General features: G+C 69.3%; 4 protein-coding genes. 3 read left to right on the top strand and 1 reads right to left on the bottom strand.

What is annotated here, in order from left to right; all coding sequences use genetic code 11:
* Positions 1-32 precede the first annotated feature (32 nt).
* From ACYVLV_RS18895 to ACYVLV_RS18885, 3 genes are all read left to right on the top strand, one after another.
* Positions 33-1,355, top strand: coding sequence for a DUF2786 domain-containing protein (locus ACYVLV_RS18895; RefSeq protein ID WP_460812787.1), 1,323 nt, complete (start codon positions 33-35; stop codon positions 1,353-1,355).
* 198 nt (positions 1,356-1,553) lie between these two features.
* Complete coding sequence (locus ACYVLV_RS18890) at positions 1,554-11,798, top strand: hypothetical protein (protein WP_460812785.1); 10,245 nt, start codon at positions 1,554-1,556, stop codon at positions 11,796-11,798.
* A 71-nt stretch (positions 11,799-11,869) separates the two neighbouring features.
* The gene (locus ACYVLV_RS18885; RefSeq protein WP_460812783.1) at positions 11,870-14,089 is read left to right on the top strand and encodes a hypothetical protein; all 2,220 of its coding nucleotides are present in this window, start codon (positions 11,870-11,872) and stop codon (positions 14,087-14,089) included.
* 266 nt (positions 14,090-14,355) lie between these two features.
* Here ACYVLV_RS18885 and groL read toward each other — a convergent pair whose 3' ends face one another.
* Positions 14,356-15,990 (bottom strand): chaperonin GroEL, encoded by a 1,635-nt coding sequence (gene groL, locus ACYVLV_RS18880; RefSeq protein ID WP_460812780.1) that lies wholly within the window; start codon positions 15,988-15,990, stop codon positions 14,356-14,358.
* Between the last annotated feature and the right edge of the window lie 92 nt (positions 15,991-16,082).

Below are 16,082 nucleotides of genomic sequence, written 5' to 3'. Positions count from 1 at the left end.
GCCAGGCGGCCGGCTCGCACTACCGTGCCGCCATGGGTAAGAACAGCAAGGCGCGTCGGGACGCCAAGGCGAAGGCACGCGGTCGTGGGGCGTCCTCGGGCCACGAATCCCGGTCACAGACGACCGATCCCTTCGGGTTCAGCACCACCCCGCCACCCCCACCACCGCTCCCCGAGTTGTGGGAGGCGCTGGCCTACGAAGACGAGATGGGCAAGGTGCGTCCCCCGGACTTCCTGCACTCCATCACGCGGTACGGCGCTCGGGCGGACCAGGCAGCCCAGGAGGTCCTGATCGGCCAGGTGGGTCATCTGTGGGCGCACGGATGGCAACCGCGCGAGGCGCACCGACAGGTACGCCGCCTGACCACCGCCCGCTCGGCGTCCCTGATCGACCTCACCATCCACGCCGACCACGCCCGCCGGGCCGGGCAGGCCATCGACCCCCGGTGGTCGGCCCAACTCCAGGAGCTGGGGCAACGGGAGTCCTCCACCCGGGGCCCGTGGCTCGCGGAGTGGCGCGAGCGTCACGGCCTGGACGTGACCCAGGGCGCCGAGGCCGTGCTGGCGACCCTGCGAGCGGTCATGTTCGTGCCGGCGCTCGACGAGCTCATTCCCCGGCCGGGAAGCACCGGGACGGCCACGTTGGGCGATCTCGGCTCCAGCGGCGTCGACTCGCACCCGATGTTGGACCGCATCCGCAAACTCCTCGCCAAGGCGGAATCCAGCGAGTTCGAGGCGGAGGCGGCCGCATTCAGCGGCAAGGCGCAGGAGCTGATGACCCGTCACGCCATCGATGTCGCCCTCGTCCCCGACCCGGACGACGACCAGCGGCCCCGGATGATCCGGGTGCCGGTCGATGCGCCGTACGCCGACGCGAAGTCCTACCTCCTCGGCGTGGTCGCCGTGGCCAGTCGGTCCCGCACGGTGTGGCTCAAGCAGGTGGCGATGAGCAGCGTGGTCGGCATGGCCGACGACCTGCGCGGCGTCGAGTTGCTGTTCACCTCCCTGCTCGTCCAGGCCCAACACGCCCTGGTCGACCCGCAGCGCCGCACCGCACCCGGAGCCCGCAGCCGCCAGCAGGGCTACCGATCAGCCTTCCTGCTCGCGTTCGCGCATCGGATCGCCGAACGTCTCGAGGCCGCCAACGAACAGGTCATCGCCGACGCCGCCGAGTCGTCCTCGGCCTTCTTGCCGGTCCTCGCAGCGCGCGAGAGCGCGGTCGAGGACTTCGTGGACTCTCACTTCGGCGAACTCACGCAAGGCACCATCCGCGGGGGGTACGACGCAGCCGGGGCAGCGCACGGACGCGAGGCCGCCGACGCCGCCCGATTGCGGGCCGGTGAGCTGCCGAACTGAGTCACTGACGAGGCAAGACCTTGGCGCACCGGGCCATTACGGACGCCCCTTCGCACGAATTCATCCCGCTCCGCTACCCATGACCAGTCCACCAAAACGATCGAGGCCCATCGAGGCCGTTTCGTTGCGGGCGCTCTCGAAACCCCGATAGACAGTTCGGTCCGTGCGGTTCGTGCGGAACGACGAAGTGGTGAGTTTGTGCAGCAGAGCAGGTTTCGTGGTCGTCATGGGTTGGTCGGCGCGGTCATCGGGGGCCTGCTCGTCGCGGGTAGCCCCACCTTCGCTTCAGCGGCGTACTCAGCACCGCCGCCGGTCTCCGACGAGTCCGCGCTGCGCATCGGCGTAGTCGCCCTCGCTGGCGCCGTCTCGGCGGTCGGACAAACCCCGGAGCTCGCCACCCGGCTCCCCTTCACCACCACGTCGTTGGCCGATGTGCTGGGTCTCGACGAGAGCCTGACCGCCAACCTCGTCAACGCGTTGCAGGGCACCGATCTCGAGGACGCCCTGGGCGAACTCGAAGGCATCACCCTGGTCCCGGACCCCCAGGGGCGGGACCGGACCATCGCCTTCCTCTACGAGCGTTCGGTCACCACCGACCTCGCACTGGTGCACGACGACGGCGACCTGCGGTTCGGGTCCAACCCCGGCGCGGGGCAGATCTCCGTCTCGCTGACCACGAGACCCCAACACCCGTTCGTCGTCGCCGTCGACCCCGATCAGACCGATCCGTTACTGCGGGTCGCCCTGGTCAGCCAGCCTCAACTCGATCTCGAGGCGGACATCCAGACCGACTCGCTGCCCGACTTCGACGCACGACAGGGCTTCACCGTCATCGAGGTCGACGGCGGTCACTACCGTCTCCACCGCGAGCAGAAGATCACCATGCGCGATCCCGACGGTCGCGGACTGCTGACCCTGGAGGATCTGCGCTTCTCGACCCTCCCCGACCTGTTCAACGTCGTGACCGGTGTCAACCGACTCGATGTCGAGTTCGACGTGGCCCTGCCCGACTCCTTGGCCGGGGGTCCGGCAGGTCAACGAACCGGAACGCTCGGCCTCGACGCCACCACCGCACCGACCGCGGTATGGCCCACCGCGGCCGACGCGACCCGCACGTACGGCACGAGACTCACCCAGGCCACCGAGCTCTCGATGATCGATGGGCTGACGTCGCTGGCGCACTACACCGGCGCGGTTCTCGCTCTCCAGGACGCGGCCGACGTACCGTTCCCGAACCTGGGAGGCGGCACCTCCGACCTGTTCGCCCCCGGCGACCGCCTGCTCAGCCTGCTCTCGACCGCCGCCGCCGCTCAGGTCGTCTGCGGGGTCTCGCCCGACAACCCGCCCACCGGGGTGGCGGCTCCCGGCGACACCGTCTACTGCCAGGCCACGACCGCTTCCGGACTCGAACCCCTGACCGAGGTGCGTTGGTCGAACCCCAGGGACGGCGGCACCGTGACCGAAGCACCGACCTCCGCGATCGGTGAAACCCCCTCCGGCGTGGTCAAGGTGGAGGGATCCGACGGCGAACCCGACATCGAGGTGTCGTTCAAGGCGGCCGGCCAACCGCTGACCGCCCGATCGATGCCCCTCACGGTGCAGGACGTCGTCCAGCGCATCGAAGAACTCGCCGGATCCACCGCGTCCGCCTCCCTCACCAACGGCCGGCTCGATGTCTCGGTGGCCATCGCCCAAGCCTCCGGTGGCCAGGAGCTCGCTCTGGGCGACCCCGGCACCCTCGGGGCCCTGGTGGGTCTGACCGGCCTGAACGCGCCCACCCCGTCCACCCCGAAGAAGTCGGTCGAAGCCGAGGCCACCGCGACCGCGACCAACGCGCGCTTCGATGTGGGGTTCGGCATCCCGACCGACCCGCCACCGGCCGATGAGAACCGCCAGACCGTGCTGTTGCCCAACGGCGCTTCGCTGCTCACCATCGACGATGTCTCGGCCGCCCCGCCCTCGACGCTCACCGGCCTCCCGGCGCGCATCGGCTTCCTCGGCGTGGAGGCCGACCTCGACGGGCTGAGTCTGGGGAAGACCGGGTCCGGCCCGGCGGTCGATCTGCAACGCCAGATCTCCGGCGGCACCCAGGCGACCGACCCGTTGCCGATCGCGGATCTGCTCACCCCTGAGGGTGCCCTCGACGGCGACAAGGTCGATCTCGTCTCCCGCGTGACGGCCTCGATCGCGTTTACCGCCACCGAACAACCACTCTTCGGCTCGACCTTCGCCACCGGAGGGACCACCGGCACCCAGGGTTCGGCCAGCGTCGCGTGGCAGCCCACCGGACTGCCCACCGTGAACTTCGGCGGACAGTACGCCGCACTGCGGGTCTTCGACCCGGTTCCGGCCGCCTTCCTCTCCGGCAACGCCCGGGTGACTCCCGGAACCGATGACGGCGATCCGGACACGATCGACGCCGACACCGTCGAGGTCGACATCACGTCCCTGCCGGCCGGCGAGACGCTGTACTCGACCCTGAACATCGCCCCCAGCCCCGATCCCGTCGAGGTCACCCGTCACCTCGTCTCCGATGGCGTGGGGTGCCAGAACGTCATCGTGCTCGACGACGACACCCTGACCTGCGAGGACCTCGCCCCCAACGGCGAAGCACCCTGGACCGACGGCCAGGCGGTCCAGGTCATCGTGCTCGGCGACCCCTTCGCCCTGCGCGACTCCATCATCGAGGGCTTGGCCACCACCCTGGCCGAGTTCGATCGGCTGGTGCAGGACAACATGGTCGAGGCCCCCGTCCTCGAGTTCGACCAGTACGCCTCGACGCTGCCCCTGGTCGACCTCACTCCGTCACAACTCGCGGTCGAACGCGAGGCACTCCGCCAGGGACTGGCCGCCATGGACCTGGCCGCCACCGCCGACGAGAACGCCGAGTCCGGCAACGACACCCCGGTCTCCAGCGCGCAGGAACTCAGCTCCTCGATCGGTCGGCTGGTGATGCTCGGCAGCAGCGGCGGTTACGCCCCGACCCTCGACTTCGACCTCAGCCCCCAGCAACTCGACGTCCGGCTCGCCGCCAGCGCGCCTGCGTCGACCGAACTGCGGGCACCGCTGCGTTTCAGCGACGTCACCGTCCCCGGTGGCCGCGGTCAGGTGATGAGCGGCTCCACGGCCGCCGGCGCAGAAACCGTCCCTGTCGATGTCGAGTCCACGACCACGCTCGCCATCACCGTCGACCGCACCACCGGCCGCCCCGCGGTCAGCGACGCGACCGGAACCGACTCCACCGCCCGGCTCACCCGCAACGCCGCCCAGTTGGCCGGTCACCCCCTCCAGGCCGGTATCACCTCGCTCAGCGTCCTCGATCCGGGCAGCACCGCCGACCTCGGCGTGCAGGTCCAAACCGACTACTCCAGCACCGACGAGGTCCTCAAGACCCGCCGCAGCAACGCACGCCCCCCGGGTCGGGCCGCCGTCGCCAAGCTCGCAGTCGGCCCCAGCGACGTCATCGAGTACGCCGCGGACGCCACCGACTCCTCCGGCGGCGAGGGAGCGGCCCAGCCCGCCCCCGACGCGATGCAGGTCAAGTTCCTGGCCGAGGGCCTCGACGGACTCGCCAGCGCCCTCGACGGCGCCATGGACGGTTCCGCACCGCGGAACCTCCAGAACAACGGAGGGGTCCCCTATTCCGCACCCCTCATCGGCACCGACCTCGATGCGGGCGCCGGCGTCTCCGACACCCTGACCGACCTCACCTCCGCCCTGCGAGACACCCTCTCCGAGGCCGCCGTGACCGACGCAAAGGACGCCGCGGAGCTGACCGACGCGCTCGACAACGCGGTCGCCGACGCGGTGAAAGCCACACCCGGGCTGAAAAACATCTCGGCCGCAGACGTCACCGTCGCGGTCACCTGCGGCGGGCTGCCCGCGGGCGCCTGTACGCCGTGCCCGGACCCGCCCCTCGTCCCGGCGACCATCTGCACCACCGACGGCCCCACCGGGTGGGAGACCGTCACCATCAGCGCCGACCTGGTCGGCGTCGAGAAGACCGACGGGGCCCCCGAGTTCAAGACCGGTCTCGACGGCCTGGAGGTCCGCTCCGACAAGAAGATCGCCACCACCACCAACTGGACGCTCCCGATCACCCTCCGACTCGCGCGCGGTGTCGGGCCCCAGGTCCTGATCGACGCCGCCGATGATCCTCTCGAGATCGACGTCCGGGCACGCATCCCCGGTGACGCCATCAAGGCGATCGTCGGCTACCTGCCGGCACAGCTGTCGGTCGCCGAAGCGGCTCGCGACGGTGAGATCAACACCAAGATCGTGATCACGCCCGACCCGGGCACCTTCGACCTGTTCCAGCTCTACGACGGGGCTCTCGGTGCGCAGCCGAGCTTCGCCAAGACCGATCGAGCCGTTCCCCCGGAGACGGGCCTGAGCCTCGGCTTCCAGACCCTCGCCCAGGACGCTGGCGTCTTCGGCCTGTCGGGCCACATCGACATCCCCTGGACACCCGAGCACGGCTTCCTGGGCAGCGACGGAAAGGCCAAGGTCACCTACAACGACGTCAAACTCGACGTCGGCGACGTGGTCGCCGCGATCGCCACGCCGTTCGCGGTCATCGACCCCTACCTGGCGCCGGTCCGCGACGTGGTCGACGTACTCCGCACCCCGATCCCGGTCATCTCGGACCTGTCCGAACTCGGTGGAGGCGGCGAGGTGTCGCTGCTGACCATGCTCAAGACCGCTGCCGCGGCGACCAAGAAACCCTCACTGGTGCTCGCGTACCGCGTGATCTCCCTCGTGGGAGGCATCACCGACATGATCCACGCGTTGTCGTTGCTCGCCGCGAAGGACGTGGCCCTCGAAGGTCTCGCCGAGCGGGGTGCGGCCCTGACGCTCGACCCCCGCAAGGTCGTGGTCAGCAGCAGCTGCTCGCAAACCACGCGTACGACGACCACCGACACCGACGCGAACGGGAACACGACCACCGCCAAGGAGAAGACCTCCCAGACCTGCGCGGACGCCAAGGCTCTCGCCGCCAAGAAGAAGGCCGACGGCGCCGCCGACCAGACCACCGACGACAAGCGGAAGGGCACCCGCAGCGTCAAGAAGAGCGTGGGTACGACGACCACCAAGGTCACCGGAAGCCTGCCCGGCTTCTCGCTGCCGTTCCTCTCGAGCCCCGACCAGCTGATGGACACACTCACCGGAGAGGGTGAGGCGGCGTACTTCCGGCTCGATCTGGGGACCCTGACCGCCGCGGTGGCCTACACCCGGACCTTCGGCCCGATCATGGCCGGCCCGGTGCCGATCATCCCGTTCGTCGGCGGGTCCATCACCATCGAGGGCCGACTGGCCATGGGCTTCGACTCCTACGCCCAGACCCTGGCCGCACAATCCGTCGCGCCCGGCGACGTCGACGCCCTCCTGTCGATCTACGAGAACAACTTCGACGGCGGCGACGTGATCCGGGAGGGCTTCTACGTCGACGACCTGGACAGCAAGGGTGTCGACGTCCCCGAGGTGAAGCTGGTCGTGACCGTCGAGGCCGGCGCCCAGGTGAGCATCGGCATCGTCACCGCGGGCCTCAAGGCCGGTCTGACGTTGACCATCAACCTCGACCTCAACGACCCGAACAACGACGGGCGACTACGCACCGCCGAGATCCGCGACACCTTCGGCAACAGCCCCGAATGCATCTTCGACGTCAGTGCCACCCTCGAGGCCTTCATCGCGATCTTCGTGAAGATCGACCTGTTGCTCACCTCCTTGAGCTACCAGTTCGACCTGCTCCGCCTCGGCCCGTACACGCTGTTCGAGTACGGCTGCCCCGACGTCATCCCCACTCTGGCGATCCAGAACCCGAACGGACGGGGTCTGCTCCTGACCAGCGGCAGCAACAGCCCCTCGCGAGCCCCGGGGGCCACCGACGTCGCCGACGAGTTCGAGGTGCGCCAGTTCGACAAGGGCAGCGGCCGCAGGATCTACGAGATCTCCGGCCTCGGCCGCGTGCAGAACGTCGAGGTCCAGTACGTCGCCCCTGCACCGGACCCCGCGGACCCCACCGCACCCAACCTCCCGGAGAAGTGGAAGGTCACGATCTACGAGTCCGGGATCACGACCTCCGCCACCGTGAAGACCTCCTTCACGAACGCGACCCGACCCACCTTCGAGGCCGACGGCGGAAATCTCAAGGACAAGATCTCCTTCCTGGCCGGTGAGGAGTTCGTCGACAACGCTGGCGCACTCGAGTTGGTCAGCTCCGCCTTCGACACCGTCGTCTCCAGCCTCACCGGCGGTCCCGGCGACGACGTACTGGTCACCGGCGACGGCAACGACTACGGCATCGACGGCGGCGGCGACCAGGACTCCATCGACACCGGACCGGGCAACGACTCGGCCACCGGCGGCCCCGGCAACGACATCATCGGGGGCGGCAGCGGCAACGACGACCTCGGGGGCGGCAGCGGCAGCGACCGCCTCGAGGGCGGCCCCGGCGCCGACCGCCTCAGCGGCGAGGACGGCAACGACAGCCTCGTCGGCGGGCCCGGGCGCGACGTACGCGCTCTGCTGGTCCAACCGCGCGGCAAGACCGAAGCGGTCGTGGCCGAGCAGGTCCGGCTCGGCTTCGACAGCGGCGACATCCTCATCGGCGGCGCCGACTCCGACACCGTCGACGGTGGCGACGGCTCCGACGTGGTGGTGGGTGGGGACGCACCCACCCTGCGCGGCGCTGGCTTGAACTCGCTGTTCTTCGACGGATCGAACTGCACCGCCCCGACGACGCCATCTCCGCCTCCGGGATGCCGCTCCGTCAACCTGATCATCCAGGGCGCGACGGACTCCGATCCCAACGTCATCACCACCACCACGGTGGCGGTCCGGACCGCTTCGGTCCCCACGGACAGCGAACTCGATGACCTGTGTGTCTCCGGCGTCGAGCAGTCCGGGGCCGCGAGCACCGACTTCGTGACCGGTGGCCCCGAGAAGGACATCGTGATCGGCGGCGATGGACCCGACACGCTCGACGGCGGCGCAGGCCCCGACGAGATCTGTGGCCGGGCCGGTGACGACGAACTCTCCGGTGACGGAGCCGACCCCCGCGACGCGGGCGTGGACATCATCCGCGGCGGCACGGGCGACGACCGCGCGGACGGCGGCCCGGAAGCCGACATCATGTTCGGTGACGACGTCACCCTGGTGCGGGGCGGGGTCCGGGTCCTCGACGGATCGCTGGGCTCCACCGGCGTCGGAGCCGGTGACGACTTCCTAGACGGCCTGGCCGGCAACGACATCATCGCCGGAGGCGACGGGGCCGACCTGATCGTCGGCGGCGACGGCAACGACGAGACCTACGGCGAGGGGCGCGACACCCGCGAACTCGGTGGTCCTGCTCCCGACCTCGCCGAACGCCTCGTGGCCTGCAACGCCACCACCCGCGTCGTACGGGGTCTGGTGGACCTGGACGGCGACCTCCTCGGCGGCGCCGGTGGCAACGGGATCACCCCCGACACCGGCCGGATGTCCGGGCTCGGCGTGGTCGCGGGTCTGATCAAGGCACCGGGGACGACCTCGAACTTCCAGGGTCTCCTCAACGGCGAGATCGTGGTGCTGGACGGCAAGGTCGACCTCGACCGCGACGGTGACACGAACGACGACACCGACGACACCGGCGTCATCACCCTGCCCTCGATGCTCGACACGGCCGACAACGAGAACGGCGACTGCGTGCTGGCCGGCGCGGGCGACGACCAGTTGCGCGGCGGTTCCGACTCGGACTTCCTCTCGGGCGACGAGGGAACCGACCTGCTCCTCGGCGGCGACGGCAACGACCTGGTCCTCGGCCAGAGCGGCACGGACGTCCTGCTCGGCGGCCCGCACCACGACGTACTCGTCGGCGGGCTCGGCGACGACCACCTGCGCGGCGGCGACGGCGATGACCGTCTGCGCGGCAACGAGGGCGACGACGACCTGGTGGGCGGCAACGACGTCTCCGGGGCGAGCGACGGCCAGGACGTGTTGCTCGGCGGTCGGGGCGAGGATGTCCTCGTGGCGGAGAACGGAGCCGCGGTGTCGGCCTCGATCGTCAGCGAGGTCAACGACCCGTCGGTGCCGTGGAACTCCCTGGGCATCGTCCCCGCTGCGGTCACGGCGGCCGCGGGCTCCCCGCTGGTCTTCGACTCCAGCGCCCTGCTCTGTGACGCTCGGGCGGCCACCCGTCATCTGACGCTGCTGGCCGACGATGGCGTGGCGGGCACACCGGCGCAGTCCCCCGGCACCGAACTGGCCTATGACGAGTTGTACGGCGGCTACGACTGCGACTTCGTCTTCGGCTCCCCCGGCGACGACCTGGTTCGCGGCGGACAGGACGACGATGTCGTCGAGGGCGGTTCCGGCGCCGACATCGCGTACGGCGACGCCGGCGACGACGTCGTCATCGGCGGCTCCTCGGTCGATCAGACGACCGACACCCGGGTGACCCTCGACCGCAGCGGCGCCGGACGGCCCGACGGCGGCGACCGGATCCGCGGCGACGGCGGCCCCGACGGCCAGGACGGTGCCGACCTGTTGGCCGGCGACAACGCACTACCCATCCGGGTCGAGGAACTGACCTCGCGCCTTGGCTACCAGGGCCCGGCCTACGTGCTGCGACTCGAGGACGTCGGTTCGGTCGACTCCCCCGCGGACCCGTCGACCGCTGGCGACGACGTCATCAACGGTGAAGGCATGACGCAGGGCGTCATCGTCGGAGAGCTCCGCACCACCGACCGGATCTTCGGTCAGGGCGGCGACGACACGCTGGACGGCGATCGAGGCGACGACTACCTCGAAGGCAACGACGGCGGCGACGCCCTCGGGGGTGGGGTCGGCGACGACGACATCCTCGGCGGCTCCTCCGGCACCGACGGATTCCCCCTGGGAACCGACGGCACGCGGGTGTTCACCAGCTTCGTGGGGCCCTTCGCCGGAACCTCCTCAGGCATCCTCGACCGCGGTCGCGACATCATCAACGGCGGCGACGGAGACGACGTCGTGCTCGGGGACGGCGGACGGATCACCCGTCCCTCGGCCGAAGCGATCGCCGCCGGAACCCCGGCCACCCGCGCGGACGGTACGACGCTGCGCCGCGTGCGGCTCTTCGACGTGGTCACCGGCACCAGTCCCGTCCAACCCGAGTCGGGCGCTGGAGACGCGATCGGCGGCAACGACGGACGCGACCTGCTCTTCGGCCAAGCCGGCGACGACGCCATCTGGGGCGGTGCGGACGACGACTACCTCGAGGGCAACGTCGGTGACGACACCCTCGACGGCCAGGACGGCGAGGACGACCTCCTCGGCGGCGGGTCCAGCCGCGACGGGGTGCTCATCACCACCATCGGCTCCACGGTCTTCGACCGGTTGCTCACCCCGGTCTCCCAGGCCACCGACGTGACCGCCTCGGGAATGGACGACGGGAACGACACCCTGCGCGGGGGCGGGTCGAGCGATGTCCTGCTCGGCGACAACGGTCGGATCACCCGTCACGGACCCAACCGCCTGCTCTCCGGCGGTGGCTCGGGGCCCCACGTCGTACGACAGGTGGGGATGGCCGACGAGCAACCCGGCGTCTGGGCCGGGAGCGACGAACTCCTCGGCCAGGCCGGCGACGACGAGCTCTACGGCCAGTTCGACAACACCCGGACCTCGCGGACCTACCAGTCCTACCTCGGTCAACGGGTGCAGGGCGACATCCTCGACGGCGGTTCCGGCGACGACGCGCTCCTCGGCGACCAGGGGGTCGACGTACCGACCCCGGCGGCCGCTCTGGGTGCGGTGAACCGCACCGCGAAGGACCGCAAGCGGTTCATCCGGGAGCGGATCCGTCCCTTCGGCACCCTGGTGCGGGTCGCCACCCTGTCCCAGTCGACCATCGGAGGCGACGATCTGCTGCTCGGCGGCAGCGGGTTCGACTCGATCCACGCCGGAGCGGGAAGGGACGTCACCAACGCCGGTTCGGGCGACGACGTCGTCTTCGGCGGTGACGGTGCCGACGTCCTCTGGGGCGACACCGGCCACGACCGCCTCTTCGGTGGGGCCGGCAGCGATCTGCTCGACGTCAAACGCCGCACGTTCGATCGCCGCCTGTGGAAGGTCGCCATCCCCGACGTCGACAGTGATCGCCGCCGCCGGACCACCAACGGCAGAGATCTGCTGTTCGGTGGCGCCGGGCCCGACGCTCTGCAGGCCGACATGGGCGACCGGGGCACCCGACGTCGGGGCCAGGGAGACCGGCTCATCGACTGGCGGGCGGGCACCAACTACTTCAAGGTCTGCCGCTCGGGCTACGGATTCGGGAAGGTGCAGTTCCGACGGAACCGCTCGATTGTCTCGACGCTGCGGCAACTCGCTGAAGCGAGCGGGTCCGTGGGCTCTCTCGAGCTGGCGGTCCCCCGCAACGAACGAAGGACCAGCTATCCACAGCAGGGGAGTTTCGTCTGCGAATGAACCACTGGCCGCTTCGCTCCGGCGGAGTCAAACCCTCTCTGACCCCCTCCTATCCTGTCTGGAAGGACCCCATGAAGAAGCACAGCATCTCCAGCGGCCTGAGCCTCGCAATGATCGCGACCCTCACCGTCGCATCGATCCCGTTCGGCGCTTCACCCGCAGCAGCCAACGCCGCGCTGGCCCTGGTCGGCACCTCGACCGACGGCGTCGCGTTCGACGTCGACGAGTACTCCGCGAGTGACATCACCGTCCAGGTGACCGACGCGGGTGTCGACGTCGACGTCGACGACGCCCAGGACCTCAGCTACCACTGGACCTTCACGCCGTTCGACGAGGCAGCGGCCGTGGTCCGGGTTCCCGCGGTCGGCGAAGCCCTGCAGGCCACCGACGTCACCGGCGAGTTCCAGGTGCCGTTCCCCGGGGTCGGCAGCGGCTCCTACGCCCTGGTGGCCGAACTCTCGGCCGACGGTGATGGAGCCAACGCCGTACCCGCCTCCGAGCTTCTGACGGTGAAGGCCGGAGACGCCGAGATCGGCTTCGACTCCGACGACCCGACATCGATCCCGGCCGGCACCGACCAGAGCGTCACCGGCGACCTGCGACTCGAGGACGGGACCGGACTCCCTGCACGCCTGATCGGGTTGACGTTCACCCGCGGTGCTGCAGGCGGCGACCCCGAGGCCGACGCAGGCTTCGTCCCGACCCCGCCCGGCGCGCCGGTGACGACCATCGAGGTCACCACCGACCCTGATGGCGCCTTCGCCGTCGTCGTCAGCGACCCGGCCGAGGACGGACAGGGCACCGAACTCGGCGGCCGCGTCGCAGCGGCCACCACGGCCACCCCCGATATCGGGAACGCCGACGCCAACGCCTCCCTCGCGGTCGACCTGATCAGCGTCAATCCCCCGGCCGGCAGCACGATCGTGCTCACCGACCTCGGAGACGGCAAGCCGGGCCAGGGGCTACCCGGCCGACTCACCCTGACCGCACCGGACGACACCTTCGACACCGACCCGGCCACCCCGGGGGTCCAGGGAGACGGCAACGCCGACCGCGACCCCGTGGAAGGTCAGGTCGTGGAACTCTCGCTCGATCACGGGTTCTTCACCGACGGCACACCACTGCCCTCGACCGTAGGAGACCCGGCCGGTGACTACACCGACCTCGGTCAGACGCTTGCGGCGGTCACCAACGCCGCAGGCAGGGTCTCGTTCCAGATCGCGATCGGTCGCGACAGCGGCTTCAACAGCAACCCCATCGTGACCGCGACTCTGACGGCGGTCGCAGGCGACCTGTCCGAGAACGGGACTGCCGACTGGGACTCGACCAACCCCCTCAGTGGAGGCGCGGTCAAGATCGTGCTCTCGCCGGCCAGCGAGCAGGAGAACCCGGTGAACCCCACCGTGGCTGCTGACCGCACCTACTACGACGTCTTCACCACCGACCAGTTCGGCAACCCGGTGATCGGAGAGCCCGTGGAGCTCCGCTACAGCGGAAACCTGGACGACTGGGACTACAGCGAGGACTTCCTGGAGAGTGACCTCGACCAATCCGGTGACTTCTGGGTCGTCTCGTTCGAGGCCGCCGAGATCACCGTGAAGGGCACGTGGAACGCCCCGACCACCACCTACAGCGACACCGCCGGCGCCACCACGTCGAGCACCAAGGACCTCACGGGGTCGGCCACCGCCTCCTTCTACGAGCTCGACTTCGACCGCGCCAAGTTCTCCCTGGGCTCCTCACCACGGGGCAAGATCGCGCTCAACAAGCCGGTCACCCAGATCGTTCGGGTCATCGACCACCTGGGCAACCCGATCCGCGGTTACAAGGTCCGGTTCTTCCGCAACGGTCCGGACTCCGATTCAAGTGAGGCCCGCGCCACGCGGATCACCAACGCGAGAGGCGAGGCGCTCTACACCTTCGTCGCGTCCGTGTTGGGCAAGGCGCGAATCACCGCCGAGGTCAGCGACGGCGTCGACGTCCGCACGCTGTCCCGCACGGTCCGAATCGGGTTGCCGGTGCGGGTGAAGCTCCGCCCGGTCAGCAGCCGCGGCTCCCATGACCGGATCAAGGTGAAGGCGAGTCGATCCGCAGCAGGCGCAACGGTGAAGATGTTCCGCTTCGTTCGCGGGAACCTCCGCTCGGCCGGCAAGACCCGGTTGAACCGCCGCGGCAACGCGGTGTTCCGCGTCCGTGACCGCAACGGTCGCCAGCGCACGGCGTACATCGCGAAGGTGCAGTCGACGTCCACCACGGTCAGTGCCACCTCAAAGCGGATGTGGCTGCGCTGATCGGTCAGCCATGAGCGAACCGAACTACTGACAGAACAAACCGGAATCGCCACGAAACGGCCTGTTTCGACCGTTTTTCGGTCCTTCTGTCAGTAGTTCGGCGGAGAGCACCACCGCAATGCAGAACGGCCCCCGCTTACGCGGGGGCCGTTCTGGTGTTGCTGGTCAGACGGGCTTACTTAAAAGCCCATGTTGATGGGGCTTCTTCCCCTCCACTCGTCAGGCACTACCCCTCGTTCCTCGGGGTGCGCCCTCCTCGCTTCGGCTCAGAAACCCATGCCACCCATGTCGCCCATGCCACCGGACGGGTCGCCCATCGGGGCGGACTTCTCCGGCTTGTCGGCGATGACGCACTCGGTGGTGAGGAACAACGCGGCGATCGAGGCGGCGTTCTGCAGAGCAGAGCGGGTCACCTTGGCCGGGTCGATGATGCCCTCGGCGATCATGTCGACGTAGTCGCCGGTCGCGGCGTTGAGGCCGTGACCGGGGGTCAGGTTGCGCACCTTCTCCGACACGACGCCGCCCTCGAGGCCGGCGTTGATCGCGATCTGCTTCAGCGGGGCCTCGGTGGCGTAGCGGACGATGTTCGCGCCCGTAGCCTCGTCCCCGGTGAGCTCGAGCTTGGCGAAGGCCGCGTCAGCAGCCTGCACGAGCGCCACGCCGCCACCGGCGACGATGCCCTCTTCGACGGCCGCCTTCGCGTTGCGAACGGCGTCCTCGATGCGGTGCTTGCGCTCCTTCAGCTCGACCTCGGTGGCCGCGCCGACCTTGATGACCGCAACGCCGCCGGCCAGCTTGGCCAGGCGCTCCTGCAGCTTCTCGCGGTCGTAGTCGGAGTCGGACTTCTCGATCTCGGCGCGGATCTGGTTGACCCGTCCCTCGATCTGACCGGCATCGCCGGCACCTTCGACGATGGTGGTCTCGTCCTTGGTGATGACGACCTTGCGGGCCTGACCGAGCAGCTCGATGCCCGCGGTCTCCAGCTTGAGGCCGACCTCTTCGGAGATGACCTGGCCACCGGTCAGGATCGCGATGTCCTGCAGCATGGCCTTGCGACGGTCACCGAAGCCGGGTGCCTTGACGGCCACAGACTTGAAGGTGCCACGGATCTTGTTCACGACCAGGGTCGAGAGGGCTTCGCCGTCGACGTCCTCGGAGATGATCATCAGGGGCTTGCCGGACTGCATGACCTTCTCCAGGAGGGGCAGCAGGTCCTTGACGTTGCTGACCTTGGAGTTGGCGATCAGGACGTAGGGGTCCTCGAGCACGGTCTCCATGCGCTCGGGGTCGGTGACGAAGTACGCCGAGATGTAGCCCTTGTCGAAGCGCATCCCCTCGGTCAGCTCGAGGTCCAGCCCGAAGGTGTTGGACTCCTCGACCGTGATGACGCCTTCCTTGCCGACCTTGTCCATCGCCTCGGCGATGATCTCGCCGACGGTGGAGTCAGCAGCCGAGATCGAGGCGGTAGCAGCGATCTGCTCCTTGGTCTCGATGTCGATGGCCATGTTGGAGAGCTGCTCCGAGACGGCCTCGACGGCCTGCTCGATGCCGCGCTTGAGACCCATCGGGTTCGCGCCGGCCGCGACGTTGCGCAGACCCTCGCGGACCATGGCCTGGGCCAGAACGGTCGCCGTGGTCGTGCCGTCTCCGGCGACGTCGTCGGTCTTCTTGGCGACCTCCTTGACCAGCTCGGCGCCGATCTTCTCGTAGGGGTCCTCGAGCTCGATCTCCTTGGCGATGGACACACCATCGTTGGTGATCGTGGGGGCACCCCACTTCTTCTCGAGAACGACGTTGCGGCCCTTGGGCCCGAGGGTGACCTTGACGGCGTCGGCGAGCGTGTTCATGCCACGCTCGAGACCGCGCCGGGCCTCCTCATTGAAGGCAATAAGCTTTGACATAACTCCTGCGATCTCCTCGCTGGAAGAGTGTGGACGATCCAGTTCGCTGCCCGCGACGGACGACCAGGCCGACCCGACGTTCCCTTCACGTC

Source organism: Nocardioides salsibiostraticola (assembly GCF_054783655.1).
This window is presented reverse-complemented; position numbering and strand designations above follow the sequence as displayed.

Coding starts and splice junctions, on each gene's coding strand:
- ACYVLV_RS18895 (WP_460812787.1), top strand. CDS start 33: ATGGGTAAGAACAGCAAGGCGCGTCGGGACGCCAAGGCGAAGGCACGC.
- groL (WP_460812780.1), bottom strand. CDS start 15,990: ATGTCAAAGCTTATTGCCTTCAATGAGGAGGCCCGGCGCGGTCTCGAG.
- ACYVLV_RS18885 (WP_460812783.1), top strand. CDS start 11,870: ATGAAGAAGCACAGCATCTCCAGCGGCCTGAGCCTCGCAATGATCGCG.